General features: G+C 66.0%; 28 protein-coding genes and 1 other RNA gene. 23 read left to right on the top strand and 6 right to left on the bottom strand.

All coding sequences use genetic code 11. The features are described from left to right. Positions 1-54 precede the first annotated feature (54 nt). From SIDU_RS09215 to SIDU_RS09200, 4 genes are all read left to right on the top strand, one after another. Positions 55-2,616, top strand: a complete 2,562-nt coding sequence (locus tag SIDU_RS09215) for a TonB-dependent receptor (RefSeq protein WP_007687094.1) — start codon at positions 55-57, stop codon at positions 2,614-2,616. A 175-nt stretch (positions 2,617-2,791) separates the two neighbouring features. Then, on the top strand, positions 2,792-3,556 hold the full coding sequence (locus tag SIDU_RS09210; RefSeq protein ID WP_025771705.1) for an energy transducer TonB: 765 nt from the start codon (positions 2,792-2,794) through the stop codon (positions 3,554-3,556). A gap of 28 nt (positions 3,557-3,584) precedes the next feature. Beyond that, a complete protein-coding gene (locus tag SIDU_RS09205; RefSeq protein WP_007687096.1) occupies positions 3,585-4,268 on the top strand; it encodes a Fe2+-dependent dioxygenase in 684 nt (227 codons plus the stop codon). A 152-nt stretch (positions 4,269-4,420) separates the two neighbouring features. Next, positions 4,421-5,437 (top strand): 50S ribosomal protein L11 methyltransferase, encoded by a 1,017-nt coding sequence (locus SIDU_RS09200; RefSeq protein WP_007687097.1) that lies wholly within the window; start codon positions 4,421-4,423, stop codon positions 5,435-5,437. A gap of 43 nt (positions 5,438-5,480) precedes the next feature. Here SIDU_RS09200 and SIDU_RS09195 read toward each other — a convergent pair whose 3' ends face one another. Genes SIDU_RS09195 through SIDU_RS09180 form a run of 4 tightly spaced genes read right to left on the bottom strand, consistent with a single transcriptional unit; the run spans position 5,481 to position 8,119 of the window. After that, the gene (locus SIDU_RS09195) at positions 5,481-6,023 is read right to left on the bottom strand and encodes an NUDIX hydrolase (RefSeq protein WP_007687098.1); all 543 of its coding nucleotides are present in this window, start codon (positions 6,021-6,023) and stop codon (positions 5,481-5,483) included. Further along, positions 6,020-6,697, bottom strand: a complete 678-nt coding sequence (locus tag SIDU_RS09190) for a TPM domain-containing protein (RefSeq protein WP_007687099.1) — start codon at positions 6,695-6,697, stop codon at positions 6,020-6,022. Before SIDU_RS09190 ends, SIDU_RS09195 begins: the two co-directional genes overlap by 4 nt. Further along, positions 6,697-7,509 (bottom strand): TPM domain-containing protein, encoded by an 813-nt coding sequence (locus SIDU_RS09185; protein ID WP_007687101.1) that lies wholly within the window; start codon positions 7,507-7,509, stop codon positions 6,697-6,699. Before SIDU_RS09185 ends, SIDU_RS09190 begins: the two co-directional genes overlap by 1 nt. Before the next feature lie 7 nt (positions 7,510-7,516). Next, on the bottom strand, positions 7,517-8,119 hold the full coding sequence (locus SIDU_RS09180; protein ID WP_007687102.1) for a LemA family protein: 603 nt from the start codon (positions 8,117-8,119) through the stop codon (positions 7,517-7,519). A gap of 103 nt (positions 8,120-8,222) precedes the next feature. On the opposite strand from SIDU_RS09180, the gene mscL reads away from it, so the two are divergent. The 9 genes from mscL (at position 8,223) to rnpB (ending at position 15,842) form a co-directional block, all read left to right on the top strand. After that, entirely contained in the window at positions 8,223-8,651 is a 429-nt protein-coding gene (mscL, locus tag SIDU_RS09175) for a large conductance mechanosensitive channel protein MscL (RefSeq protein ID WP_073507133.1), read from the top strand. A 135-nt stretch (positions 8,652-8,786) separates the two neighbouring features. Continuing rightward, positions 8,787-9,062 carry a hypothetical protein gene (locus SIDU_RS09170; RefSeq protein ID WP_007687106.1) on the top strand — a complete coding sequence of 92 codons (276 nt, stop codon included), beginning with the start codon at positions 8,787-8,789 and terminating at the stop codon, positions 9,060-9,062. A 162-nt stretch (positions 9,063-9,224) separates the two neighbouring features. After that, positions 9,225-11,606, top strand: coding sequence for a chemotaxis protein CheA (locus tag SIDU_RS09165; protein ID WP_007687108.1), 2,382 nt, complete (start codon positions 9,225-9,227; stop codon positions 11,604-11,606). 17 nt (positions 11,607-11,623) lie between these two features. Further along, positions 11,624-12,061: a chemotaxis protein CheW gene (locus SIDU_RS09160; RefSeq protein WP_007687110.1), complete on the top strand. Its 438-nt coding sequence runs from the start codon at positions 11,624-11,626 to the stop codon at positions 12,059-12,061. Positions 12,062-12,143: 82 nt separating this feature from the next. Next, the gene (locus tag SIDU_RS09155) at positions 12,144-12,509 is read left to right on the top strand and encodes a response regulator (RefSeq protein WP_007687112.1); all 366 of its coding nucleotides are present in this window, start codon (positions 12,144-12,146) and stop codon (positions 12,507-12,509) included. An 82-nt stretch (positions 12,510-12,591) separates the two neighbouring features. Continuing rightward, complete coding sequence (locus tag SIDU_RS09150; RefSeq protein ID WP_007687115.1) at positions 12,592-13,668, top strand: chemotaxis protein CheB; 1,077 nt, start codon at positions 12,592-12,594, stop codon at positions 13,666-13,668. Continuing rightward, positions 13,668-14,570 (top strand): CheR family methyltransferase, encoded by a 903-nt coding sequence (locus tag SIDU_RS09145; protein ID WP_007687116.1) that lies wholly within the window; start codon positions 13,668-13,670, stop codon positions 14,568-14,570. The genes SIDU_RS09150 and SIDU_RS09145 overlap by 1 nt, the downstream gene beginning before the upstream one ends. A 113-nt stretch (positions 14,571-14,683) precedes the next feature. Then, positions 14,684-15,382: an N-acetylmuramoyl-L-alanine amidase gene (locus SIDU_RS09140; protein WP_007687118.1), complete on the top strand. Its 699-nt coding sequence runs from the start codon at positions 14,684-14,686 to the stop codon at positions 15,380-15,382. Between the two features lie 59 nt (positions 15,383-15,441). Then, positions 15,442-15,842: RNase P RNA component class A (gene rnpB / locus SIDU_RS09135), an RNA gene on the top strand. A 147-nt stretch (positions 15,843-15,989) separates the two neighbouring features. On the opposite strand, the gene SIDU_RS09130 is transcribed toward rnpB, so the two are convergent. Then, the gene (locus tag SIDU_RS09130) at positions 15,990-16,688 is read right to left on the bottom strand and encodes an endonuclease/exonuclease/phosphatase family protein (protein ID WP_025771699.1); all 699 of its coding nucleotides are present in this window, start codon (positions 16,686-16,688) and stop codon (positions 15,990-15,992) included. Between the two features lie 89 nt (positions 16,689-16,777). Here SIDU_RS09130 and radA point away from each other — a divergent pair, with 89 nt between their 5' ends. The 10 genes from radA to rplS all read left to right on the top strand — a co-directional run bounded on the left by radA (position 16,778) and on the right by rplS (position 24,635). Continuing rightward, the gene (gene radA / locus SIDU_RS09125) at positions 16,778-18,145 is read left to right on the top strand and encodes a DNA repair protein RadA (protein ID WP_007687127.1); all 1,368 of its coding nucleotides are present in this window, start codon (positions 16,778-16,780) and stop codon (positions 18,143-18,145) included. A gap of 10 nt (positions 18,146-18,155) precedes the next feature. After that, entirely contained in the window at positions 18,156-18,671 is a 516-nt protein-coding gene (locus SIDU_RS09120; protein ID WP_007687129.1) for a CvpA family protein, read from the top strand. 91 nt (positions 18,672-18,762) lie between these two features. Further along, on the top strand, positions 18,763-18,945 hold the full coding sequence (locus SIDU_RS09115) for a general stress protein CsbD (RefSeq protein ID WP_007687130.1): 183 nt from the start codon (positions 18,763-18,765) through the stop codon (positions 18,943-18,945). Positions 18,946-19,064: 119 nt separating this feature from the next. Beyond that, the gene (locus tag SIDU_RS09110; RefSeq protein WP_007687132.1) at positions 19,065-20,387 is read left to right on the top strand and encodes an aminopeptidase P family protein; all 1,323 of its coding nucleotides are present in this window, start codon (positions 19,065-19,067) and stop codon (positions 20,385-20,387) included. A 287-nt stretch (positions 20,388-20,674) separates the two neighbouring features. Beyond that, the gene (ffh, locus tag SIDU_RS09105) at positions 20,675-22,126 is read left to right on the top strand and encodes a signal recognition particle protein (RefSeq protein WP_007687133.1); all 1,452 of its coding nucleotides are present in this window, start codon (positions 20,675-20,677) and stop codon (positions 22,124-22,126) included. A gap of 101 nt (positions 22,127-22,227) precedes the next feature. Then, positions 22,228-22,695: a 30S ribosomal protein S16 gene (gene rpsP / locus SIDU_RS09100; protein ID WP_007687139.1), complete on the top strand. Its 468-nt coding sequence runs from the start codon at positions 22,228-22,230 to the stop codon at positions 22,693-22,695. A 5-nt stretch (positions 22,696-22,700) separates the two neighbouring features. Then, positions 22,701-23,180: a ribosome maturation factor RimM gene (gene rimM / locus SIDU_RS09095; protein ID WP_007687140.1), complete on the top strand. Its 480-nt coding sequence runs from the start codon at positions 22,701-22,703 to the stop codon at positions 23,178-23,180. Positions 23,181-23,253: 73 nt separating this feature from the next. Further along, entirely contained in the window at positions 23,254-23,526 is a 273-nt protein-coding gene (locus SIDU_RS09090) for a hypothetical protein (RefSeq protein WP_007687142.1), read from the top strand. Continuing rightward, positions 23,523-24,254, top strand: a complete 732-nt coding sequence (gene trmD / locus SIDU_RS09085) for a tRNA (guanosine(37)-N1)-methyltransferase TrmD (RefSeq protein WP_007687144.1) — start codon at positions 23,523-23,525, stop codon at positions 24,252-24,254. Before SIDU_RS09090 ends, trmD begins: the two co-directional genes overlap by 4 nt. Positions 24,255-24,266: 12 nt before the next feature. Beyond that, a complete protein-coding gene (gene rplS, locus SIDU_RS09080) occupies positions 24,267-24,635 on the top strand; it encodes a 50S ribosomal protein L19 (protein WP_007687146.1) in 369 nt (122 codons plus the stop codon). Positions 24,636-24,815: 180 nt separating this feature from the next. Here rplS and SIDU_RS19640 read toward each other — a convergent pair whose 3' ends face one another. Next, complete coding sequence (locus SIDU_RS19640) at positions 24,816-24,983, bottom strand: hypothetical protein (RefSeq protein WP_158514626.1); 168 nt, start codon at positions 24,981-24,983, stop codon at positions 24,816-24,818. Positions 24,984-24,995: the final 12 nt, after the last annotated feature.

Here is a 24,995-nt window from a genome sequence, read left to right as displayed (position 1 = left end):
CGAACAAGTCGCAATAGCAGGCCCCTCAAGGTTCAAGAAAGGGGTTCTTTTTCCATGTCCAAAGCACTGTCACGACCTTCCTTCCTGGCGCTGGGTTGCGTCGGCGCGATCGCCTTCGCCACGTCCGCCCAGGCGCAGGACGCCGCGCAGGGCGCCAAGCTCGGCGGAATGACGGTTACCGACACGGCCATCGACGAATCTCCGATCAAGGTCGAGAAGGCTGAATCGCCCAAATATACCCGGCCGTTGCTCGATACGCCGCAGACCATCACCGTGATCGGCAAGGAAACCATCCGGCAGCAGAACCTGCTGACGCTGCGCGAAGTGCTGTCGACCGTTCCCGGCATCACCTTCGGCGCGGGGGAAGGCGGCTTCGGCTATGGCGACCGCATCATCCTGCGCGGGCAGGACGCGAAGAACGACGTCACGGTCGACGGCGTGCGGTCCGGCGCGTTCCTGAACCGCAACGAAGTCTATAATATCGAACAGGTCGAAGTCACCAATGGCGCCAATTCGGTAATGAACGGCGGCGGCTCCGTCGCCGGGACGATCAACCTGGTGACGAAGCGTCCGCTGGCCGACGACAACACGATCCTCAACGCCGGGATCGGCACGGACAATTATTATCGCGCGACCATCGATGCGAACAAGCGCGTCAACGACCTGATCGCCGTTCGCCTCAATGCCGTCTATCATCGCAACGACGTGCCGGGCCGCGATGTCGAGGACTATGAGCGCTGGGGCGTTGCGCCCGCGATCACCATCGGCATCGACAGCCCGACCAGCCTGACGCTGCAGGGCGAATATCTCGACGACAAGGCAATGCCGCAATATGGCATCCGCTACTTCCCGGCTCTGGGCGGCATCGTGGACCAGTTCGACCGTTCGGGCTATTACGGCTTCGCCAATCTCGACCGTCAGGACAGCAAGACCAAGTCGTTGCAGGCGATATTCAGCCATGCCTTCAGCGACACGGTCAAGGTCCGCAACCTGACGCGGTACGAACATATCCGCCAGGACACGGTGACCAGCCAGCCGAACGGGGTCTTCTGCCTCGACAACGGCACGGCGGGCGGCTTCAATCCCGATACCGGCGGTGCTTGCACGCAGCGCATCGGCACGACCGCCGCCGGCGAGACGCTCACCATCCCGGTCGGCTATTACCTGCCGATCGGCGGTCGCGGCAACCAGCGCTTCATCACCAATGAAACCGCCTATAACCAGATCGACCTCAGCGCCGATTTCGACACCGGGGGCATCGGCCATACGCTGGTCGTCGGCGGCTCGGCCCTGTGGGAGCGCTACGACCAGTTGCAGGGCAGCCTGGGCCGTACCGCCAACGGCTTCGATCCCTATGCCGCGCCCTTCACCACGCCGACCACCGGCGCCAGCGCCGCCAATCCGGCCTATAATGCCGCCGCCAGCCTTGGTTTCTACCTGCCGCTGGTGAACATCGCTGATCCGTCTGCGGGCATCGTCGGCCCGGCCGCCACTACCGGCCTGCCCCGCGTCTATGGCAGCAACAATTATGTCGGTCCCGTCAACTTCATCCTCGGCACGCATAATGTCGGGGAGCAGACCAGCTACGCCGCCTATCTGTTCGACACGATGAAGTTCACCGACTGGTTCGAGATCAACGGCGGCATCCGCTATGAGAAGGTCAAGGGCTTCAACCGCACCTTCACCTACAACACGACCGGCGGCTCGGCGCAGCTTGGCCAGATCAGCACGGTGGGCAATCGCCTGGAGGTGGACGACAATCTCTTCTCCTTCCGCGTCGGCGCGGTCGTGAAGCCGACGCCGGACACCAGCCTGTATGTCGCTTTCGGCAACTCCAAGCTGCCGTCCAAATCGTCGGTCGACGGAAGCTGCACCGCGGACAATGCCGCGGGCGGCAGCGGCACCTGCAATGTCAGGCCCGAAACCACGAAGAACTATGAAATCGGCGCAAAGGCCGACCTGTTCGACAAGCAATTGCTGCTGACGCTGGCGCTGTTCCGCAACGACCGCAATCAGATCAAGGTGGTGTCGGGCGATCCGCTCCTGCCCGATCAGGCAACGGACGGCCACCAGCGGGTGGAGGGCGTGTCCTTCGGCGCGTCGGGCAACATCACCAGCAACTGGACGATTTCAGCCAATTACATGTACCTCAAGAGCAAGATCAAGCAGGGGGTTTCCGACTATTGCCTCGCCCATCCGGGCGCGACCGACCCGGCCGCCGGCACATGCGCCAACAGCACGACCTTCCTTGATCCGACGGCCGGTTACTCGCTGACCAATACCCCGAAGCATTCGGGCAGCCTGTTTACGACCTACCGCTTCGGCTTCGGCCTGGAACTGGGCTATGGCCTGACCTATCAGGGCAGCTTCCTGCTGAACCAGCCGTCGCTCGCCCAACTGGTCGCCAACAGCTATGTCGGTTATCGCGTGCCGAGCTACACCATCCACCGCTTCATGGCCTCCTACCCGATCACGGAGAATCTGACGGCGCAGGTGAATGTGCAGAACTTCACCAATGAGAAATATGTGACCACGGTGCGCAACAACACCAATAATAGCTGGGCGCAGCCCGCCCCGACCCGGTCGGCGGTGTTCAGCCTCAACTATATGTTCTGACCGATCCCTATCCCCCGGCACTCGTCCCTTGCCGGGGGAAACGGGCGGGCGGCGATGCACTCCCATCCTCCTCGGGTCGCCGCCCGTCCGGTCCCTTCGCAAAGATGCGATTGAGTAGCATTAGGATTCGCGTTATGGACGGGCTTCGCCTGCACGGCGGCAAAGGGGATCTGGCATGCTTCGCGTAGCGGATAGATTTGTTGAAGAGGTGGAGGATGACGCGATCCTCGCGCCGCCCGCCGCCCCGCCTTCCATCCCCAATGCGCCCTTCCGCCCTGAAGCTGCTCCGGCCCGTTATGGCGCGCGGCGCGGACTGAACTACCCGGCGGTCCTTGTCATCGTCCTGCTTCATGCCGTCCTGATCGCCGCGCTGGTCCAGGCCCGGCATCATGTGCAGCGCGTGCGGGAGGCGCGCCTGTCGGTCGTGAACCTCATGCCGCCTCCACCCCCGCCCCCTTCCGCGGAGGCGCCGCCCCCGCCCCCGCAGGCCGAGGTCGTCGCCCCGCCGCCATTGGTGAAGGTACCCCAGCCGCCGGCGCCGACAGTGGCGACCACGCCGGACATTGCGCCTCCTGCGCCGCCTGCTCCCCCCGTCACGGTTTCCGCGCCGCCCGCGCCGCCCGCCGCATCCATGGGATCGAGCGTCGTCCAGGGCGGCGACCTGGGCGCGCAGATGATCGCCGGCAAGCCGCCCCGCTATCCGGTGGAAAGCCGTCGCAAGCGCGAGCAGGGGACGGTCGTCCTCGCGCTGACGCTGGGTCTGGACGGCGCGGTGGAGAGCCTGTCCATCGCCCGGAGCAGCGGTTTTCCCCGGCTGGACAATGCGGCGCGCGACGCGGTGCGCGGCTGGCGCTGGAGGCCCGTGATGCGCGACGGCCAGGCCGTCCGGGTCAAGGGCGTGGTCGAGATTCCCTTCGTCCTGCGCAGCGGGACGGAATGATGGACATGGCCTGTTTCCGCTCATCGCCATGCTGACCGTCATTCCCGAATTGCTGGATGCCGATGCGGTGCGGCGCCTGCGCGACCTGATCGACGCGGCGCAGTGGGTGGACGGCAATGTCACCTCCGGCCATCAATCGGCGCTGGCCAAGCGCAACCTGCAACTGCCGGAGGATTGCGCCGAAGCGAAGCAGGCGGGGCAGATCGTGCTCGACGGCCTCCGCCGCTCGCCCCTGTTCATCGCCGCCGCGCTGCCGCTGAAGATATTTCCGCCGCTGTTCAACAGCTATGCGGGCGGGCAGGCCTTCGGCACCCATGTCGACAATGCAGTGCGGATCCAGGCGGGCACGGGCTTTCGCGTGCGGTCCGACCTGTCGATCACCGTCTTCCTGGAAGAACCCGATCGCTATGACGGCGGCGAACTGACGGTCGAGACCAATTTCGGCGTGCAGCAGGTGAAGCTGCCCGCGGGTCATGCGGTGCTCTATCCGTCATCGTCGCTGCACCGGGTGGAGCCGGTGACGCGGGGACGGCGCGTGGCGAGCTTCTTCTGGCTCCAGTCCATGGTGCGGGACGACGCGGCGCGGCAGATGCTGTTCGATCTGGACAGCAGCGTTCAGGCGCTGGCGGGCGAACTGGGGCATGACGATGCGCAGGTCATCCGCTTGACGGGCGTGTATCATAATCTTCTGCGGCGGTGGGCGGACGCCTGACGCGATGCGCAATGGCCGACAGCGGCACGCGCAAGCCGTGCCTGCTCCCCGCTGCTTCTCCTTTCGCGAGCGGTGCCCCCGCAAAAAAGTTCGCATTCGGTAGTTGAAGTGGCCGCTTCCCCTCCATTCGCCAAAGGTTTAAAGGCGGCGTCATGAACGATCTAACCCTTCCCTCCGCGCCCGCCGAAGCCAAGGCGCAAAGCTGGAAAGTGACCTTCCCCTGCACCCGCGCCGAGGCTGAGGCGCTGGATGGCGACATCGCTGCCTTTGCCCTGATGGATCGGCCGCCCGTGCTGATGACCAGCGAAGCGGAGCCTGATAATGAGCAGAGCTGGCGGCTGGACGCCTATTTCGAAGGCCAGCCCGGCCCCGCCGCGATCCGGCTGCTCCGCTCGCTCGTCCCCAGCGCCGCCGGCATCAAGCCGGTGATCGAGCAATTGCCCGATGAGGATTGGGTGACGTTGAGCCAGCAGGGGTTGGAACCCGTCACCGCCGGCCGCTTCCACGTCCGCAACCTGGCCGGCGATCCTGCGGCGCCCGGCCACGTCAATTTCCTGATCGAGGCGAGCCGCGCCTTCGGCACGGGCCAGCATGAAACCACGGCGGGCTGCCTGATCATGCTCGACCGCATGCGGCGCGTCGGCATGCGTTTCGGCAATGTCGCGGACATCGGCACGGGCACCGGCCTGCTTGCCTTCGCCGCGCTGCACCTTTGGCCGCGGGCCTATGCGACCGCGTCGGACATCGACCCCGTGGCGGTCGAGATCAGCGCCGCCAACGCCGTGGCCAATGGCGTTGCGACGGGCAAGGGGCAGGGGCAGCTTGCGCTCTACACCGCCGCCGGCGCGGATCACCCGGCGATTGCGACGCGCGCGCCCTATGACCTGCTGATCGCCAATATCCTGGCCGGTCCGCTGATCGAACTCGCCCCGTCGCTTTGCGCGCTGGTGGAGGAAGGCGGCACCATCCTGCTTGCGGGGCTGCTCCGGGAACAGGCCGATGCGGTGCTCGCCGCCTATCGCGCCCAGGGGATGCGCCTGGCCGAGCGGGCGGACCGGGGCGACTGGCCTACCCTCCGCCTGCGCAAGCGGCCCCGGATCGGCTGGAGGCGCCCGATCCGCATCGACGGCAATGCGCGTGGAGAAGCGCCCGGCTTCGGCAGTCTTTGATTTTCAACGCGGGGAATCGCTGCCCGATCGCTTGGCCACGGCCTCAGTTCGCGAATCCAGCGCCCAGCAGCAGCAGCAATTTCACGTCGATTGCGAAACCGTCCATCCGCCATGCCGCGATCCTGTCGTGGATGGCGTTCAGCGGCACGCGGTGGACCAGTATGTCCTCGCCTTCCACGCCGCCGCCTTCGCCGGTTTTCATGAGGTCGTGGGCGCGGAACAGGCTGAAGCTCTCCGACACCATGCCCGGCGAACTGTAATATTCGCCCAGATTTTCCAGCCGGCCGGGTCGGTAGCCGGTCTCCTCCTCCAGTTCGCGGGCGGCGGCGAGCATGGCTTCCTCGCCCTCATCCTGGTCGCCCACCAGCCCGGCGGGCAGTTCGATGCAGCGGCGGCCCAGCGGCACGCGATATTGGTCGACCAGCAGCACATGCCGGCCATCCGCAGCCTCATCCACGGCCAGGATGACGGCGGCGCGGATGCCTCGCGCCCGGCCGACATATTCCCAGCGGCCCCGCCGCTTGGCGGTGATGAAGCGGCCCTCCCACATGATCTCCTCGGGGGAGGTTCCGTCCTGTTCGCTCATAATTCGATCAACCTGTCGGGCAGTTCATTGGGATTGTCGCCGGTTGCCGGGAAATGCTCGGCCAATACGCGGCCGACCTGCCGCACCGCCTCTGCCATGCCTTGGGCGGCGCGGCCTTCGCGCACGCCATCGATCAGCGCCGCCATGGCCTCGCCCCAGACCTCCGGCGCGACTCTTTCGTTGATCGCCGCATCCGCGACCAGTTCCGCCCGATGTTCGTCCAGCGAGAGGTAGATGAGCACGCCGGTCCGCCCCCGCGTGCGCCCCTGGGCGACGGCTCGGAACAGGGTGATGGCGCGGCGGCGCACGCGGCGGGCCTTGGTGGCTTTCGGGGTCAGGGCCATGCGCAGCGGCATCCAGGCGAGCGCGTAGCGGACGAGGAGGAATTTGAGGATCAGCAGGCCCAGCAGGACCGTCAACAGCTTCCAATCCTCGATCTCATGCTCCCAGCTTTGCAGCAACCAGGAACAGAGGCGGCGGAAATGCTGCGGGAATGCCGCCGCCGCCGACAGGACCAGGAACGCCGCGCCGATGGCCCAGTGCAGTCCCGCGTCATGATAGGCGTCGGAGCGGCGCGCGACGATGGTGACGATCTCCCCATCGGTCGCCTTTTCCGCTTCGGCCACGGCGGCGGTCACGCGGTCGTGATCGGCTTCGTTCATGATCAGGCGCATCACCAGTCCCCCGAAGCGCCGCCGCCGCCGAAGCTGCCGCCGCCGCCGGAAAAGCCGCCGCCACCGCCCCAGCCGCCACCGCCCCAGCCCGATCCACCGCCGCCGCCCCAGCCGGAATCGCCCGGTCCCCAGAGGATGATCGGTCCCGATCCACCCCGATAGCGTCGCCCCTTGCCCCGTCCGGAAAGCATGGCGATGACGATGATCGCGACGATGATGAGCCAGAATATCGCCATGAATGTCCCGCCATCGTCCGACGCGTCGCGCGCCTTTGCCTCGGCCTGCGCCGCAAGCGCCCTGGCCTCGTCCGGCGGCAGGGTCAGCAGCTTGCCGATCGCGTCCACGCCCGCATCGATGCCGCCGGGCAAGTCGCCCGCCTTGAACCGGGGCGTGATGGCGTTGCGGATGATCTGGGACGACAGGGCGTCGGTCATGATGCCTTCCAGGCCGTAGCCGACCTCGATCCGCACCTTGCGTTCGTTAGGTGCGACGATCAGCAGTGCGCCCTCATTCTTTTCCTTGTCGCCGATCCCCCAGGCGCGGCCCAGCCGGTAGCCATAATCGGATATGTCATAGCCCTGAAGGTCGGGCAGGGTCGCTACCACCAATTGCCGTCCGCTCTGCCGTTCCAGCGCCGCGAGCTTGTCGGTCAGCGCCTGTTCCTGTTGCGGGGAGAGCAGGGCGGCGTCGTCCACCACCCGGCCGGTCAGCTTGGGGAAGGTCTGGGCCTGTGCGGAAGGCGCGATTCCCGTCACTCCCGCCGCGGGCATGAAAACCAGCAGCGCGAGGATCAGGAACAGGCGGCGGAGCATCACCGGATCAGTTGCCGAAATCGACCTTCGGCGCTTCTTCCGCGCCGGGCGTGGTGGCCTGGAACGGGGTCATCGGCTTGGCGCCATGGATGATCTTCGCACCGATCGCGTCGGGGAAGGTGCGGATGCGGGTATTATAGGCGCGCACCGCTTCATTATAGTCGCGGATGGCGACGGCGATGCGGTTCTCCGTCCCTTCCAGTTGCGACTGGAGGTCGAGGAAATTCTGATTGGCCTTGAGGTCCGGATAGGCCTCGACCGAGGCGAGAAGGCGGCCCAGCCCCTGGCTCAGTTGCGCCTGGGCCTGCTGGAACTGCTGCACCTTGGCGGGGTCGGACAGATCATCGGCATTGACCTGAACCGATGTCGCCTTGGAACGGGCTTCGGTTACCTTGACCAGCGTGTCCTGTTCCAGCTTGCCGGCGGCCTTCACGGTCGCCACCAGATTGTCGATCAGGTTCGCCCGGCGCTGATATTGCGCCTGGACGTCGGCCCATTTCGCTTTTGCGGCCTCCTCCGCGGCGGGGACGCTGTTGATGCCGCAGGCGGACAGGGCAAAGGCGCCCAGCAGCGGCAGGAGGAACAGGCGGAATTGGCGCAGGATCGTCATGGAACATCCTCTGGCTTGTTTCGCCCATGGAAATAGGCGGTTGTGGAACCCTTCGCAACGGCCCATGCTTTTTCCTATCGCAATCGGAACAAGGGGTTTTGCCATGGGGCTGATTTCCGAATTCAAGACGTTCATCAACCGCGGCAACGTCATCGACCTGGCCGTGGGCGTGATCATCGGCGGCGCCTTCGCCACCATCACCAAATCGTTGACCGACGATCTGATCATGCCGGTGGTCGGCTATGTCTTCGGCGGGGCGGACTTTTCCCGCTACTTCATCCGGCTGGGCGACCTGCCCGCCGGGTTCAAGGGGAATCCGGAAAGCTATGGCGACCTGAAGGCAGCCGGGGTCGCCATGTCCGGCTGGGGCGAATTCCTGACCGTGTTCGTCAATTTCCTGATCCTGGCCTTCATCATCTTCCTGCTGGTCAAGGCGGTGAACAAGCTGATGCCCAAGCCTGAGGAAGGCCCCGCCGCAACGCCGGAAGACGTGATGCTGCTGCGCGAAATCCGCGATTCCCTTAAAAAATAAGTCGTTTCCGCGACGAAAGGAGCGTGCGGCGGGAACCATCCTTCGCGCGACCAGTTGATGGGCGTCAGGGTTCCGGGCTTCCGGCACCCTTGCCGAATGACGTCAGCCCATGGGGGCGCAACAGGAGAAAACGCCGTGAAAACCATCGTATCAGTCCTTGGCCTTGCCAGCCTGATCGCGCTTGCTGCGTGCGATTCCAAGCAGGAGAACAAGGTCGAGAACGCGTATGAGAATCAGGCGGACGCCATCGACAACCAGGCCGACAATATGGAAGCGATGGCCGATAATCTGAGCGGCAATGCCGAAGCCGCCGCCGAAAATGCCGCGGACGCGCTGGAAAACAAGGCGGACGCCACTCGCGAAGCTGGCGAGAAGGCGGGCGATTCGGTTGAGAAGCGCGAGGCGCAATAGAGCATCGCGCTCCAGGTTCAGCGCCGTTAACCGAGCCGCAAGGGGCGTCGCGACTGCCGGTCGCGGCGTCCCTTTTTCCTTTCGCGGTTTCACGGTCGCTGTCTTTAACGGGGATTTAACCACAGCCGCGCCATGGTCCGCGCCTATCCATGAGGCGGTGGAATGGACGAGCTACTCCAGGAATTCATATCGGAAACGCAGGAAACGCTGGAGGCGCTGGCTGGAGAGGTCGTCGCCTGGGAAGCCGATCCCGCCGACCGGGACCGGCTGGACGCCATTTTCCGCTTTTTCCATACGGTGAAGGGAAGCTGCGGCTTCCTGAACCTGCCGCGCTTCGAACGGCTGAGCCACGCGGCCGAGGATGTGTTGTCGGAAATCCGGGCGGGCAAGCGGATCGCCGACCCGGCCACCGTCAGCGCCGTTCTGGGCATCATGGACCGCATCGCGGAACTGGCGGAGGCGGTGGCCATCGGCGCCGCCCTGCCGCAGGAGAATGACGATTATCTGATCGCCGCGCTGACCGGCAGGCTGGTCGCGGCGGAGGTTGCCGGGCCGGATGAGAATGAGTCACTGACGGCGGCCGTCGCGGTGGCGAGGGCTTCGGGCGGGCAGGCGGCGCCGCGCACCATCCGCCTGCCGCTGTCGCTGATCGACCAGTTGATGAACGGCGTGTCCGACATGGTGCTGGCCCGCAACGAGCTGTCGCGCAAGCTGCGCGAACGGTCGGGCGATCCGGAGCTGGAGAGCGCCTTCGAACGGCTGTCGACCTGCGTGGCGGACATGCGCGACGCCATTTCCAAGACGCGGATGCAACGCGTCGACCGGCTGTTCACCGCCATCCCGCGCATGGTGCGCGACCTTGGCCGGGATCTGGGCAAGCGCATCGACCTTAGCCTGGAGGGCGGCGATGTCGAGATGGACCGGGAAATGGTCGAGATGGTCGTCGATCCGCTCACCCATATCGTCCGCAACAGCATCGACCATGGCATAGAGACGCCGGAAAAGCGGCGGGCGCTGGGCAAGCCCGAAGCGGGCCGGCTGCGGCTGGAAGCGCGCCAGTCGGGCAACCAGATCGTCATAGAGATTTCCGATGACGGGCATGGGATCGACACCGGACGGTTGGTCGACAAGGCTATTGCTGCGGGCCGCCTGACGCCCGAAGCGGCGGCGCGGATGAGCGAGGCGGAGAAGCTCGACCTGATCTTCCACCCCGGCCTTTCGACCGCCAACCAGGTCACGGCCATTTCCGGGCGCGGCGTCGGCATGGACGTGGTGCGCGCCAATGTGGAGCGGATCGGCGGCGTCATCGCGCTCGACAACCGGCCCGGCTGCGGATTGACCATCACCCTTCGGGTGCCGCTGACGCTGACCATCATTCCGGGATTGATCGTGCGGGCCGGCGACCTGCATTTCGCCATTCCCCGCGCCGCCGTCGTGGAAATCCTGCACGACAACAATGAGACGCTGAACATCGCGCAGGTGGGCGGCGCCAAGATCGCGACGATCCGTTCCGTCCGCCATTCGATGATCGATCTGGAGGATGTGCTGGGCATGGAGCGCGTCGCGCAGCCGGGGCCGCGCGCCGTGATGGTCGTGCGCTCCGCGACCGGCGTGCCGTTCGCCATGGGCGTGTCGGCGGTGGAAAATCACGAGGAACTCGTGATCCGTCCCGCATCGCCGCTGGTGATGGCGTCGGGCGTCTATGCCGGCATGACCCTGCCCGACAATGGCAAGCCGATGCTGTTGCTGGATGCGGCGGGCCTCGCCAATGCGGCGCGCCTGCCCAATATCGTCGACGATCATGCGGCGCGTCGGGCCGGAGAGGGCGAGGAGGCGCAGGGCGTCGTCGAGATGGTTCCCGCCTTGCGGTTCGAGGAATATTCGGGCGAGCGTCGATTGCTGAAGCTGTCGCTGATCGAGCGGGTCGAGGACATCGACGCCCGGCTGTTCGGCCGGTCGGGCGGTTGCGGCTTCGTGCGCCTGGACGGACGGCTGGTGCCGGTCGCCAACGGTCATCACGCCTTTTCCGAGGAGAAGGTCGCAGCGCTTCGCCTGCGCGACGGTGCGCGGGAGGCCTGCTATCCGGTCGCCGCGGTGCTCGACATCGTGGAAATGCCCGCCGTGCCGGACATGGTCGCAATGCATGGCCTGTTGAGCGGCGTCGCGGTGATCGACGGCGAGCATCTGGAGGTGATCAATCCCTTCGCCCTGTTCGCCGCCCTGCCGGACGAGCCGATCGCCGAGCGGAGCAGCGGCCGCTGCCTGCTGGCCGACAGCGAGGATGGCTGGACCCGCGAGATATTGGCGCCGCTGCTTCGACAGGCCGGGCATGAGGTGGTGATGGGCCTGCCCGCCGACGAAGCGGTCGACCCGCAGGACGTGGTGCTGTTCACCGGATCGGACGCGTCGCAGGCCGGCGAACTGCTGGGCTGCCGCATCGTCCATCTGCGCGCCACGCCCCGGCCCGCCGGTCCGCAGGACAGCAGCATCTATCGTTACGATCAGGACGCGCTGATGGCCGCGCTCTCCGGATCGCAGCGGTAGGAAGGGAGAATGGCCGCATGAACCAGCTTTACCTTTTCGCCACGCTGGCGGGCACGAGGATCGCCGTCCAGACCCGGGAGGTCGAGGCGGTGGTCAAGCTGACCGACATCTCGCCGGTGCCGGGCATGGGCGCGCATGTCGCGGGCCTTTCCGCGCTGCGCAGCCGGGTGCTGACCGTCATCGACGCCGCCGCGCTGGTGCGCGGGCTGCCGACGCCCGCGGAAAAACGCGGTTTCGCGATCATCGCCGACATCAGCGGCCACAGCTATGGACTGATGGTCGATGCCGTGCACGACATCTGCCAGGTGCCGGAGGGCGAATTGCCGCTGCGCGGCCAGCTGGATCCCGCCTGGGCTCCCTATGCCCGCGGCCTGGTGGAGCATGAGAGCCAGCCCTATCTGCTGGTGTCGCTGAGCGGCTTCATCGAGGGCGGCTCGCTCGCGCAGGCCGCATGACGATCTCGCACCGGCGTTTACCAAATCCTCGCCTTTGCCGGTTAAGGCCTGTGACCATGGGACGCAAAAAAAGGGACGCATTATGAAAAACTGCCTGGTCGTCGATGATTCGAAGGTCATCCGCAAGGTTGCCCGCCACATATTGGAATCGCTCGACCTTTCGGTGAGCGAGGCGGTCGACGGCCGCGACGCCCTTACGCAATGCGAAACGTCCGTGCCGGATGTGGTCCTGCTGGACTGGAACATGCCGGTGATGAGCGGCATGGAATTCCTCCAGGCGCTGCCGGACGCCAATCTGGCCACGCGGCCCAAGATCATCTTCTGCACCACGGAAAACGGCATCGGCCATATCAAGGCCGCGGTGGAGGCAGGCGCGGACGAATATGTGATGAAGCCGTTTGACCGGGAAACGCTGGAAAGCAAGCTGACGATCGTCGGCGTGATCTAGCGCCGCGTTCGGGATCGACCGATCTCCGCCGACCTTCCCGTCTTTTCCTTCAGCTCGCCTTTGTTCAGAAAGATTGCCTTCGATGACCGTTCACGTGCCGATCATGGCCAGCAGGGACGAGGACAGGGCGCTGCGCACCCTGATCGTCGACGATTCGGTTGTGGTCAGGACGGTCATAGAGCGGATTTTGAACGCCGACCGGCGATTTTCCGTCACGCACAAGACCAACAGCGCCGAACATGCGCTGGGCTATTTGCAGGACCATGAGGTCGACCTGATCCTGCTCGACATAGAGTTGCCGGGGCAGAGCGGCCTCATGGCGCTGCCGGCGATCCTGGGGATCAACCCCCGCGCCAAGGTCGTGATCCTGTCGGGCAATTGCGAGGAGGGGAGCGCCGCGGCGGTCGAGGCGCTGGCGCTGGGCGCGAGCGACATATTGGCCAAGCCGGGAAGCGGCAGCTTCGGCGAGCATTTCCCCCAGGCCCTGATCGACCGCCTGTTGCGTCTGTTCAGCGGCGCTGCGACCCCGGTCACGGTCCGACCGCCGCTGCGGATCGATCCGGAACAGGCGGCCAAGCCGCTTGCCTGCCTGGGCATCGGCGCATCGACCGGCGGCATCCATGCCCTGGGACAGCTTTTCGCGGGGCTGGCCGCGCCGCTGGGCGTGCCGATCCTGCTGACCCAGCATCTGCCGGCCAGCTTCACCCATTATTTCGTCCAGCAACTGGGGCGGATGACGTCCCTGCGCGTCAAGGTGGCGGAACAGGGCGAGATGCTGGCACCCGACATCGTCTATGTCGCGCCGGGCGACGCCAATCTCCAGCTTCGGCCGGGCCTTCACGGCCGGGTGTCGGTGGCGCTCAATCCGCAGCGCACGCCGACCGGCAACCTGCCCGGCGTCGACCCGATGTTCGCCAGCATGGCCCAGGCCTATGGCGCCGGCGCGGCGGGCGTGGTGCTGACCGGCATGGGGCGGGACGGGACGGCCGGCGCGCGCGACATCGTGGCGGCGGGCGGCTGGATCGTGGCGCAGGACGAAGCGAGCAGCGTGGTCTGGGGCATGCCCGGATCGATCGCCGGAGAAGGATTGAACTGCGCCCTGCTGGAACCCCATGCGATCATGGACTTCGTGGCGCGAAGAGGAAAGAACAGGAACTGATGGCATTGCCCCCTTCGGCCGACTCCCTCCCGTCCGGTTCCGCTTCGGCCGCTTCCATGGGCGGCGCGGCGCGCATCCTTTCCGGCCTGCTGGAGGCGCGCACCGGGCAGATCCTGTCCGAAAGCCGGGCCTGGCGGATGGAAACGGCGCTGAAGCCGGTGCTGCGCGCCCATGGACTGAGCGACATGGATGCGCTGGCGTCCCGCCTGATGGGGCGCAAGGACGCTACGCTGGAAAATGACGTGGTGAACGCGCTGCTCAACAATGAGAGCAGCTTCTTCCGCGACCTCCAGATCTTCGACATGATCCACCGCCATATCCTGCCGCGCATCCATGGGCAGCGGTCGGACCGGACGTTGCGCATCTGGAGCGCGGGCTGTTCGACGGGGCAGGAGGTCTATTCGCTGGCGATCCAGCTTTGCAACGACATGGCGCGCTGGCGCGGCTGGCGCATCGAGATATTGGCGACCGACATCTCCACCGCGGCCATCGCCCAGGCGAAGGCAGGCATCTTCACGCAGATGGACGTGCAGCGGGGCCTGCCGGTGGGCGACCTGCTCAAATGGTTCGACCCCGCGGGCGACGACTGGCGCGCCAATGCGGCGCTGCGCCAGATGATCGATTTCCGCACCGACAATCTGTTCGACGCGCGCGCGCCCCAGGGGGAATACGACCTTCTGCTCTGCCGCAACGTGCTCCTCTACTTCACGCCCGAACGTCGCCAGAGCGTGCTGCGTCTCCTTGCACGGCACAGCCATGCGGGCTCCGTCCTGCTGCTCGGCGCGGGGGAGACGGTGATCGGCCATAGCGACGATTTCATCCCCCACGCCGAATTTCGCGGCGGCTATGGACGCCGGGACGCCGCGACCCAGGCGGGCGGAGCGATGCGCCGGGCGGTCTGATCGCCCCGGCGGGAAAATGCCGCAGCCCGCTTGATTGGCCTGCCGCTGTCGGCCATGGTCTGTCCGCGCCCTCCAGGCGCTGACGGACGCATGCGAGTGACTGGCCCTTGGCGATGAACGACTTTCCGATGATCGACACGCCGTCGCCCAATTTCGACGAGCGCAGCCTGCCAATCTCCATGCTGGTGCTGCATTATACGGGAATGGTCGATGCGGCCACGGCGATCAACTGGCTCGCCAGCCCGGAATCCAAGGTTTCCGCCCATTATGTCGTGACGGAGGATGGGCAGGTCATCCGCATGGTCGATGAGGAAAAGCGCGCCTGGCATGCCGGACGGGCGCATTGGCGCGGCATCGACGACATCAATTCGGCCAGCATCGGCATAGAGATCGTCAATCCGGGCCATGAATGGGGCTATCGGCCCTTTCCGGACGCGCAGATGGGGTCGCTGATCCCGCTGATCCACCAGATCGTGCAGCGGCACAAGATCACGCGGGGCAACATCGTCGGGCATAGCGACGTCGCCCCGGCGCGCAAGCAGGATCCGGGCGAGCTTTTCCCCTGGGGGCAGTTGGCGCGGCTGCGGCTGGCCTTGCCGCGCCCGACCAGGAATCTGATGGACCCGCATTGGAGCGACGGCGGCTTCATGCTGGCGCTGGAGCGTTTCGGCTATGACATTGCCGAGCCGCAGGCGGCGGTGGTGGCGTTCCAGCGGCGCTTTCGCCCCGAACTGATCGACGGGATCATCGATGGAGAGTGCCGGGCGATCCTGCTGGCGCTGCTGCTGCCCAAGCCCCAGGGTGACGACTAAGCGGCGTGATGACTGAACGGGGATGACGGATGCCCCGGACCCGTGTATAGGCGCCCATGCCAGAGGGCCGGGCGGCCGCGGCGTGGCGGGTAACTTCCACGGCGAGGAAAGTCCGGGCTCCACGAAATGACGGTGCCGGCTAACGGCCGGCTGGAGTGATCCAAGGGACAGTGCAACAGAAAGCAGGTCGCCCAAGGCTTCGGCCCCAAGACTTCGGTCGGGTGAAATTGAAAGGGTGCGGTAAGAGCGCACCGCGCCTGCGGCAACGCAAGGCGGCACGGTAAACCCCACCGGGAGCAAGACCGAATAGGGGCGGCGCGCAGTTTCGGCTGCTAGGCCAGTTTCGGCTGAGACCGCCCGGGTTGGTTGCTTGAGGGACGGAGCGATCCGTCCCCTAGAGGAATGGTCGCCACCCTTCGCAAGAGGGGGACAGAACCCGGCTTACAGGCCCTCTGGCATCTCGATCGGATGAACAGCCGGATTTCGGCTTTTAGCCACTTCCCGACATTCCGAATTTGTCCACGCTGCCTAGTTCTGCCGTTGGGAAATTTTCGCAGCGTCCGAACTGGGTTCCTGCCGGCGCAGGAACACGACGGCCCATATATTCTCAACCCAGCCCGAACTCCGCCCAGATGGGGAGATGGTCCGACGCCTTGCGGGCCGCCGCGCTTTCATGGACGCCGCAGTCGACCAGTTTCAACCGCCCGCAATGCATGATCCGGTCGAGCCGCGCCACCGGGCGCCGCGCATGGAAGGACCGGCCGCAGGGCGCGAAGCTGTAATGGCGGGCGAAATCGGCCAGGCATCCCCGTTCCGCGCTCCATTCGTTGAGGTCGCCCATCAGCACCGTCGGCATGGCGTCGCGTGAGGATGCGGCGTGGATCACCGCCGCGGCCTGCTTGCGTCGCCACAGCCCGGACAGGTCGAGATGCATGCCGAAGACGCGCAGGGACGCCTTGCCCAGCGTCACTTCCGCCATGGTCGCGCCGCGCGGCTCCAGGCAGGGGAGGTGCAGCACGTCGTGCGCGCCGACCTCCGCCTCCTTGCGCACCAATATCGCGTTGCCGTGCCAGCCCATCGAGTCCACATGCACGTTCAGCGGCACGGGCCGGTAGGGGCTGATGCTCTCCAGCAGCCAGGGTGGCAGCGCCGCCGAGCGCACGCCGAAGCGGCGGTCAGCCTCCTGCAACGCGATGATGTCCGCGTCGAGTTCGTTCAGCACGTCGATCACCCGCTCGGGAACCCGGCGGCGGTCGGTGCCAATGGCTTTGCGGATATTGTAGCTGGCGACGCGAACGGTCTTCATGGCGAAACAATGCGCCATGGCACGCCCGGTTTCCATCGGAAGATGCAAAGAGCAATTGTGTTCCGCATATGTTCTGATATGCGTGAGCCATGGCAAAAGCAAAGCGCAAATTCGTCTGTCAGCAATGCGGCACCGTTTCCGGCCGGTGGCAGGGGCAGTGCGACGATTGCGGCGAATGGAACAGCATCGTCGAGGAAGCGGCGGAGACGGTCTTTTCCGCCCGCCATGACCTGCATAGCGGGGGCAGGGCGCTGATGCTGGTGGGGCTGGACGACAAGGTGGAGCTGCCGCCGCGCACCACGACCGGGATCGCGGAATTCGACCGGGCATTGGGTGGCGGGATCGTTTCCGGTTCGGCCACGCTGATCGGCGGCGATCCGGGCATCGGCAAGTCGACGCTGCTGTTGCAGGCGGCGGCGCGCATCGCTTCGGCCGGGCACAGCGTCGCCTATATCAGCGGCGAGGAGGCGTCGGACCAGGTCCGGCTGCGCGCCCAGCGCCTGGGTCTGGGCAATGCGCCGGTGCAACTGGCCAGCGCCACTTCCGTGCGCGACATACTGACCACGCTGGGGGAGGGCGCCCCGCCCGCGCTGCTGATCATCGATTCGATCCAGACGATGCACAGCGACCTGATCGAGGGCGCGCCGGGCACGGTCAGCCAGGTGCGCGCTTCCAGCCAGGAACTGATCCGCTTCGCCAAGCAGCGCGGCACCGCGCTGATCCTGGTCGGCCATGTGACCAAGGACGGCAGCATTGCCGGTCCCCGCGTGCTGGAGCATATGGTCGACACGGTGTTGAGCTTCGAGGGCGAGCGCAGTCATCAATATCGTATCCTGCGCGCCATCAAGAACCGCTTTGGCGGCACGGACGAGATCGGGGTGTTTGCCATGGTGGCGGAAGGGCTGGAGGAGGTCGCCAACCCCTCCGCCCTGTTCCTCACGCATCGCGACGAGAATGTGACCGGCGCGACCGTGTTTCCCGCGCTGGAGGGGACGCGGCCGGTGCTGGTGGAGATCCAGGCGCTGGTGGTGCGGCTTTCCAGCGGCGCGACCCCCCGCCGCGCCGTGGTGGGGTGGGACAGCGGGCGGCTTGCCATGGTGCTGGCCGTGCTGGAGGCGCGCTGCGGCCTCAGCTTCTCGACCTGCGAAGTCTATCTGAACGTCGCGGGCGGCTATCGCCTGTCGGACCCGGCAGCCGACCTTGCCGTCGCCGCCGCGTTGATGTCGGCCCTGTCGGAGCGTCCCGTGCCCGCCGATGTCGTCCTCTTCGGCGAAATCGCGCTGTCGGGGGAAATCCGTCCCGTGGCGCATGCCCCGCTGCGGCTGCGGGAAGCCGCCAAGCTGGGTTTCAACCGCGCCTTCGTCCCCGCCGCCGTGGCGGACGGGGTCAAGGGCATTTCGGTCAGCGGCTATCGCGCCCTTGCGCAACTTGTTGACCAGATGCTTGGGCGCGGATAGCCACGGCGCGATGAACGCGATCGATATTCTCGTCCTGCTGCTGATCGGCGGCTGCGCCATTTTCGGGCTGATGCGGGGTTTCGTGCAGGAAACCCTGTCGCTGATCGCATGGGTGCTGGCGATCTTCGCGATCCGGCTGTTCCATGCCTCGGTCACGGAACTGGCCACGTCCTTCGTCGGCAGCACCAGCGGGGCGGCGGTGCTGGCCTTCGCGCTGGTGTTCGGCGTCACCTTCGGCGCGGGCAAGCTGCTCGCCCGCGCCATTGGCCGCCGCACGCGGCAGTCGGTGCTGGGGCCTGTCGACCGGGTGCTGGGCGCGGGGTTCGGGGCGGTGAAGGGGCTGATCGGCGCGACGCTGGTCTTTCTGGCGTTCAGCCTGGTTTACGACACCTTCTACGGCAGCGGCGCACGGCGGCCGGACTGGCTCTCCGACGCGCGCACCTATCCGCTGCTGAACGCCAGCGGCCAGGCGATCAGCGAATTCGTCGCGGAACGGCGGGCGCGCAGGCCTTCGGAAACGGATTAGGGCAGCCCCGTCCGTTCCGCCTGCGTATTGGAGGCAACTTTCGGTTCTGCCCGCCCGTTTATGGGGCAACAGCAACCGAAGGAGACATCCGATGGGTGAGATGACCGACAAGGTGAAGGCGGCCGGCAACAAGGCTGCCGGAGCGATCAAGGAAGCAACCGGCCGCAACCAGCGCGATCCCGATCTGGTCGCGGAAGGCCGGGCGCAGAAGGCCAAGGGCACGGCGCAGGACATCAAAGGTTCGGTCAAGGGCGCGCTTGGCGACAAGATCTGAACGCAAGTCCAAGAGCGTTTCATAGAATGGCCTCGCCTTTTTGGCGGGGCCTTTTACTGTATTATTGACATCATACGCCTCTTGCTGTTCCAATCCGTTCGGCAAGGGAGTTCAGGACCATGTTGGACAGACGGTCGATCATCGCGGGCGGGACGGCTTCGTTCCTGTGCGCCGCCGGGTTGCGGGCGCAGGTTCTGCCGCCGCAGGGTTTTGCGACGCCTTCGGGCACCGTCCCCTTCGCGCCCGACGTGTTTCGCGAGCGCCGCCGCCGGGTGATGGAGGCGTTGAAGGACGGCGTCGCCGTCGTCCATGGCGCGGGGCCGGTGGAAAGCGGCGCGGCGGTGGCGCCGCCCTTCGTGCAGGATGGCGATTTCGCCTGGCTGACCGGCATTGTCGACGAGCCGGGCGCCGTCCTGGTCATGGCGCCTGCCGAGCGCACGGTCAGGGAATGGCTGCTGCTGCCGTCCCGCGACGTGGAGTCGGAGCGGTGGGAGGTAGAGCGCCTGCCGCTGGGCACCGAACTGGAGCGGCGCACGGGCTTTTCGCGGGTGGCGCGCACCAGCGGCCTGGGGAGCCTGGTCACCACCCTGGCCGAGCGGTCCAAGACGCTGCATTTCCTGGGGCCGATCGTCAGCGCGTCCGCGCCCGTGCCCAAGGCGCTGGAGCTTTACGGCAAGGTGATGCAGCGGGTGCCGGGCGTATCGTTGAAGGACGACAGCGGCCTTCTGCCCTCGCTGCGCATCGTCAAGGAGGCGCGCGAACTGGAGTTGATGCGCAAGGCGATGGCGGCGACGGCGCGGGGCCATCTTGCGGCGATGAAGCAGGTGCGCCCCGGCATGACCGAAAGGCAGTTGAAGGCGATATTGGAGGATGGCTTCCGCGCCGGGGACGGCGAGGGGCTGGCCTATGACAGCATCGTCGCCACCGGGCGCAACGCGGCGTCGCTGCACTATACGGGCGGCGGCGGGGTGATCGGGGAGAAGGATCTGATCCTGATCGACGCGGCGGCCTCCGTCGGGGGCTATGCCTGCGACGTGACGCGCACCTTCCCTGCCAGCGGCAGGTTCACCGACGAGCAGCGCGCATCCTATGAACTGGTGTTGGCTGCCCAAGCGGCGGCTGTCGCGAAGCTCAAGGCCGGGGTCTATTATGAGGATCTGGTCGAGGCGGCGAAGGAGGTGTTCCGCAAGGCGGGGCGGGTCGACGATTTCACCCATGGGTTGGGGCATCTGGTCGGGCTCGACGTCCATGATGCGGGCGACATGTCGAAGCCGCTGCCGGCGGGCGCGGTGATCACGGTGGAGCCGGGGCTTTATGTCCAGTCCGCCAATTACGGCATCCGGATCGAGGATCTGTACCTGATCACGCCGACAGGATCGCAGCGGTTGAGCGAGGGCGTGCCGCGAACGGTGGAGGAGGTCGAGGGGGCGATGGGGCGGTAGGCTTGCTTTTGGATAGCGCCGGGCTCCTGCGAAGGCAGGAGCCTATGCCGCGTGGACAGATTCGGAATGTCGGGAAATGGCCATACCCGACCTTGTTGCATCCTAATTCCCTTTCCGCTAAAGGCGCCGCAAGCAATCGGGCGGTTCGCCGCCTGATACCCTGACAAATCCATGGCGCCCAAAAGGGGGCACCGGATGGACGCTGGCCGGCGAGGTTTCGCCCGCCGGCGATTTTGTCGTTTGGCGGGGTGGCGTAGTTTTCCGGGCCTTTCGGTCCAAATGAGGTGATGATGTTCGATTCGCTCAGCGATCGTCTTGGTGGGGTATTCGACAAGCTGCGTGGGCGCGGTGCGCTGACGGAGGACGATGTCCGCGCCGCGATGCGCGAGGTGCGAATCGCGCTGCTGGAGGCCGATGTCGCGCTTCCCGTCGTCCGCCAGTTCGTGGAGCAGGCGACCGAGCGGGCGGTCGGCAGCGACGTGCTGCGCTCGGTCACGCCGGGGCAGATGGTCGTCAAGATCGTCTCCGACACGCTGACCGAGACGCTGGGCGCGGAAACCAGCGATCTGCTGATCGACGTGATCCCGCCCGCCGTCATCATGATGGTCGGCCTGCAGGGGTCGGGCAAGACCACCTCCACCGCCAAGATCGCCAGGCGCCTCAAGGAAAAAGAGCGCAAGAAGGTGCTGATGGCATCGCTCGACGTCCAGCGCCCCGCCGCGCAGGAGCAGTTGGCGGTGCTTGGTACCCAGACCGATGTGGCGACCCTGCCCATCGTGCCGGGGCAGCAGCCGGTCGACATCGCGAAGCGGGCGTTGCAGGCGGCGAAGCTGCAGGGCTTCGACGTGGTGATGCTGGACACCGCCGGTCGCCTGCATGTCGACCAGGCGCTAATGGACGAGATGAAGGCGGTCGCCGAAGTCTCCAACCCGGCGGAAATCCTGCTGGTGGTCGACTCGCTGACCGGCCAGGACGCGGTGAATGTCGCGACCAGCTTTACGGCGCAGGTGCCGCTGACCGGCGTGGTGCTGACCCGGATGGACGGCGATGCCCGTGGCGGCGCGGCGCTGTCGATGCGGGCCGTCACCGGACGTCCGATCAAGTTCGCGGGCACCGGCGAAAAGCTGGACGCCATAGAGCCGTTCCATCCGGCGCGGGTGGCGCAGCGCATCCTGGGCATGGGCGATGTCGTGTCGCTGGTCGAGAAGGCGGCCGAGACCATCGACGCCGAGGAAGCCGACAAGCTGGCCAAGAAGATGGCCAAGGGTCAGTTCGACATGAACGACCTGCGCGCCCAGTTGAACCAGATGCGCCGCATGGGCGGGCTTGGCGCGCTGGCGGGCATGCTGCCGGGCCTCAAGAAGGCGCAGGCGGCGATGGCCAATAGCGGCGCCAACGACAAAACGCTGATCCATCTGGACGCGATGATCGGGTCGATGACCCCCAAGGAGCGGGAAAAGCCCGCCCTGATCAACGCCAAGCGCAAGATCCGCATCGCCAAGGGCAGCGGCACCACGGTGCAGGAAGTCAACCGTCTCCTGAAAATGCATCAGGAAATGGAAACGGCGATGAAGAAGATCCGCAAGATGGGTGGCCTCAAAGGGCTGGCCAAGATGTTCACCGGCGGCGGGCTGGACGGGATGCTCGGCGGGGGCGGCGCGCCGCCGCAGGGCCTGCCGGGGCTGGGAGGCAATATGCCGAACCTGCCGCCGGGCTTTCAGAATTTCTTGAAGAAATAGCCCGTCATCCCAGCGAAGGCTGGGATTTCAGGCACCAGATCCCAGCCTTCGCTGGGATGACGAATTGAGAAACAGACAGTTAGTTAGAAAGGTCAAATTACATGGCAACGTCCATTCGTCTTTCGCGCGGCGGTTCCAAGAAGCGTCCCTATTATCGCATCGTCGTGGCCGACAGCCGCGCCCCGCGTGACGGCAAGTTCATCGAGCGCATCGGCAGCTACAACCCCGTCCTGCCCAAGGGCGACGAGAAGCGCGTCGTTCTGGACGTCGAGCGGGCGAAGCACTGGGTCGCCGCCGGCGCGCAGCCGACCGACCGCGTGGCCCGCTTCCTGGACGCCGCCGGCGTGAAGGAGCGCGCCGCCCGCAACAACCCGAAGAAGGCCGAGCCGGGCCAGAAGGCCAAGGATCGCGCCGAAGACCGCGCCGCCAAGGCCGCGGAAGCCGCTGAGGCCGCCGAAGCCGCCAAGGCCGCCGCCGCCGAGGCCGCTGCCGCTCCGGCCGAAGAGCCGGCTGCCGAAGAAGCAGCCGCTCCGGCTGAGGAAGCCGCCGCCGAGCAGGCCGAAGGCTGAGCCCTTTGACCGACAAGCCCGTCACTCTCGCCGTCATCATCGGCGCGCATGGGGTGACGGGCGAGGTCCGCCTGAAGCTGTTTGGGGAGGGGGCGGAAACGCTCAAATCCTATGGCGGCTTCGATGCGGCGGGGCGCACATTGACGTTGAAGTCGGTGCGCCCCGGCCCCAATGGCGCGGTCGCGCGCTTTGCCGAGGTCGGCGATCGCTCCGCTGCGGAGGCGTTGCGGGGGACCGAGCTGACGGTGCCCCGGTCCGCCTTGCCTCCCCTGGGGGAGGGCGAATATTATCATGCCGACCTGATCGACCTGCCCTGTTTCTCCAGCGAGGGAGAGGGGCTGGGCCATGTCGTGGCGGTCGAGAATTTCGGCGCGGGCGACATCATCGAGGTGGAGCGGCCCAACGGCAAGCGCTTCATGGCGCCGATGCATGCGGTGACCATCGCGGATGGGCGGGCGGTCGTCGAGGCGGCCTTCGCCGTTTGATTTTTCGGTTGGCCTGCTCCTGCCTTCGCGGGAGCATGTTGCGTGTAGATGAGAGACCGTTGGAGGGCGAACCATGCCGAAAATCCTTGCCGCCCTCTACCTGCTCCTGATGGTCGCCGCTGGCTGGCGGCTGTTCGCCATGTCCTGGTCGCGCGCGCTCAAGATCGCGGCGGCCGCGGCGCTGGTCATTCCCATTCCCATGCTGTTCCTGCTGCCCGCGCTGATGCAGCCGGACCGTCCCTTCGCCGACCTGCTGCGCGGCATCGGCATCGCGTTGATGCTGGGCGGCGCGGCGTCGATGCTGGGCGGCGTGGCGGGGGCGTGGCTCAAGGCGCGCAGGACGTGAGCTTCCAGGCCCAGCTATTGACCCTCTATCCGGAGATGTTTCCGGGGCCTTTGGGCATGTCGCTGGCCGGGCGGGCGCTGGCGGAGGGGAAATGGGCCTGCGATCCGATCCACATCCGCGACTTCGCCACGGACAGGCACCGCACGGTGGACGATACGCCTGCGGGCGGCGGCGCGGGCATGGTGCTGCGCGCCGACATATTGGCCCATGCCATCGACCATGCGCTGGCAAAGCGCCCGGACCTGCCCGTCATCGCCATGACGCCGCGGGGCGCGCCGGTCACGCAGGGGCGGATTCGCGAACTCGCCGCCGGTCCGGGAGCGACCATCCTCTGCGGCCGGTTCGAGGGGTTTGACGAGCGGATTTTCGAGGCGCGGCCCGTCGAGCAGGTCAGCATGGGGGACATCATCCTTTCCGGCGGGGAAATGGGCGCGCTGATGCTGCTGGATGCTTGCATCCGCCTGCTTCCTGGGGTAATGGGCGCCGCTTCCAGTGGGGATGAGGAGAGCTTCGAAAGCGGCCTCCTCGAATATCCGCACTATACCCGGCCCGTTATATGGGAAGGGCGCATGATCCCTGAAGTGTTGCGATCGGGGGATCATGCGAAGATCGCCGCCTGGCGGAAACAAAGGGCGGAAGAGGACACACGGCTAAGGCGGCCGGACCTTTGGGAACGCCATATCGGCGTTCGGGACCAGTCGCCCTCTGGTGCGCAACGCGAGAAGTAGGACTTAGAAGTCATGAACCTGATCCAGCAGATCGAGGCCGAGAATATCGCGGCCCTGGCCAAGGACATCCCGGAATTCCGCCCCGGCGACACGCTGCGCGTCGGCGTGAAGGTCATCGAAGGCGACCGCAGCCGCGTTCAGAATTACGAAGGCGTCTGCATCGCCCGCTCGAACAAGGGCATGGGCAGCAACTTCACCGTGCGCAAGATCAGCTTCGGCGAGGGCGTGGAGCGCGTCTTCCCGCTTTATTCGCCGAACATCGATTCGATCACCGTCGTCCGCAAGGGCGTGGTGCGTCGCGCCAAGCTCTATTATCTGCGCGGCCGCACCGGCAAGCGCGCTCGCATCGCCGAGCGCCGCGACGTGCGCAGCGAGGATTGATCCTTCCGAAAAGCTGTCCTTGACAGTTGTAAAAAAGAGACAGGCGGCGTCCGTGAGGGCGTCGCCTTTTTCTTTGTGTTTCAATGGCTTGATTGGGAATTGTCTCGCCTCTCGCGGGTCTGGCCAAGCATGATTTCGCATGCGCATCGAAATTCGTTTTTCCTTGATGGCGGTTTTGTGTCAGCGTTCCGTTTCCAGAGGTTGCTCAATATTTCCGACGATCAGACCGGCAGGTTTGGCGCAGGGAAAGTGCGTCTTGAAGATATTTGGAGAAATAGAGGCAATTAAAACAAGAAAATATCTGTCGGGAGAGGCTCTTTTAATAACAAAAGCAAGGGGCCTGTTCATGAACGCAAAGAG

The organism is Sphingobium indicum B90A (genome assembly GCF_000264945.2).
In the GTDB taxonomy this organism is placed as follows: domain Bacteria; phylum Pseudomonadota; class Alphaproteobacteria; order Sphingomonadales; family Sphingomonadaceae; genus Sphingobium; species Sphingobium indicum.
The sequence above is the reverse complement of the archived record's forward strand: the minus strand, read 5'-3'. Positions and strand labels throughout refer to the sequence as shown.

Bases quoted from the DNA above. Each gene is read 5' to 3' on its own strand.
- SIDU_RS09215 (WP_007687094.1), top strand. From the start codon at position 55: ATGTCCAAAGCACTGTCACGACCTTCCTTCCTGGCGCTGGGTTGCGTC.
- SIDU_RS09210 (WP_025771705.1), top strand. From the start codon at position 2,792: ATGCTTCGCGTAGCGGATAGATTTGTTGAAGAGGTGGAGGATGACGCG.
- SIDU_RS09205 (WP_007687096.1), top strand. From the start codon at position 3,585: ATGCTGACCGTCATTCCCGAATTGCTGGATGCCGATGCGGTGCGGCGC.
- SIDU_RS09200 (WP_007687097.1), top strand. From the start codon at position 4,421: ATGAACGATCTAACCCTTCCCTCCGCGCCCGCCGAAGCCAAGGCGCAA.
- SIDU_RS09195 (WP_007687098.1), bottom strand. From the start codon at position 6,023: ATGAGCGAACAGGACGGAACCTCCCCCGAGGAGATCATGTGGGAGGGC.
- SIDU_RS09190 (WP_007687099.1), bottom strand. From the start codon at position 6,697: ATGCGCCTGATCATGAACGAAGCCGATCACGACCGCGTGACCGCCGCC.
- SIDU_RS09185 (WP_007687101.1), bottom strand. From the start codon at position 7,509: ATGCTCCGCCGCCTGTTCCTGATCCTCGCGCTGCTGGTTTTCATGCCC.
- SIDU_RS09180 (WP_007687102.1), bottom strand. From the start codon at position 8,119: ATGACGATCCTGCGCCAATTCCGCCTGTTCCTCCTGCCGCTGCTGGGC.
- mscL (WP_073507133.1), top strand. From the start codon at position 8,223: ATGGGGCTGATTTCCGAATTCAAGACGTTCATCAACCGCGGCAACGTC.
- SIDU_RS09165 (WP_007687108.1), top strand. From the start codon at position 9,225: ATGGACGAGCTACTCCAGGAATTCATATCGGAAACGCAGGAAACGCTG.
- SIDU_RS09160 (WP_007687110.1), top strand. From the start codon at position 11,624: ATGAACCAGCTTTACCTTTTCGCCACGCTGGCGGGCACGAGGATCGCC.
- SIDU_RS09155 (WP_007687112.1), top strand. From the start codon at position 12,144: ATGAAAAACTGCCTGGTCGTCGATGATTCGAAGGTCATCCGCAAGGTT.
- SIDU_RS09150 (WP_007687115.1), top strand. From the start codon at position 12,592: ATGACCGTTCACGTGCCGATCATGGCCAGCAGGGACGAGGACAGGGCG.
- SIDU_RS09145 (WP_007687116.1), top strand. From the start codon at position 13,668: ATGGCATTGCCCCCTTCGGCCGACTCCCTCCCGTCCGGTTCCGCTTCG.
- SIDU_RS09140 (WP_007687118.1), top strand. From the start codon at position 14,684: ATGAACGACTTTCCGATGATCGACACGCCGTCGCCCAATTTCGACGAG.
- SIDU_RS09130 (WP_025771699.1), bottom strand. From the start codon at position 16,688: ATGAAGACCGTTCGCGTCGCCAGCTACAATATCCGCAAAGCCATTGGC.
- radA (WP_007687127.1), top strand. From the start codon at position 16,778: ATGGCAAAAGCAAAGCGCAAATTCGTCTGTCAGCAATGCGGCACCGTT.
- SIDU_RS09120 (WP_007687129.1), top strand. From the start codon at position 18,156: ATGAACGCGATCGATATTCTCGTCCTGCTGCTGATCGGCGGCTGCGCC.
- SIDU_RS09115 (WP_007687130.1), top strand. From the start codon at position 18,763: ATGGGTGAGATGACCGACAAGGTGAAGGCGGCCGGCAACAAGGCTGCC.
- SIDU_RS09110 (WP_007687132.1), top strand. From the start codon at position 19,065: ATGTTGGACAGACGGTCGATCATCGCGGGCGGGACGGCTTCGTTCCTG.
- ffh (WP_007687133.1), top strand. From the start codon at position 20,675: ATGATGTTCGATTCGCTCAGCGATCGTCTTGGTGGGGTATTCGACAAG.
- rpsP (WP_007687139.1), top strand. From the start codon at position 22,228: ATGGCAACGTCCATTCGTCTTTCGCGCGGCGGTTCCAAGAAGCGTCCC.
- SIDU_RS09090 (WP_007687142.1), top strand. From the start codon at position 23,254: ATGCCGAAAATCCTTGCCGCCCTCTACCTGCTCCTGATGGTCGCCGCT.
- rplS (WP_007687146.1), top strand. From the start codon at position 24,267: ATGAACCTGATCCAGCAGATCGAGGCCGAGAATATCGCGGCCCTGGCC.
- SIDU_RS19640 (WP_158514626.1), bottom strand. From the start codon at position 24,983: ATGAACAGGCCCCTTGCTTTTGTTATTAAAAGAGCCTCTCCCGACAGA.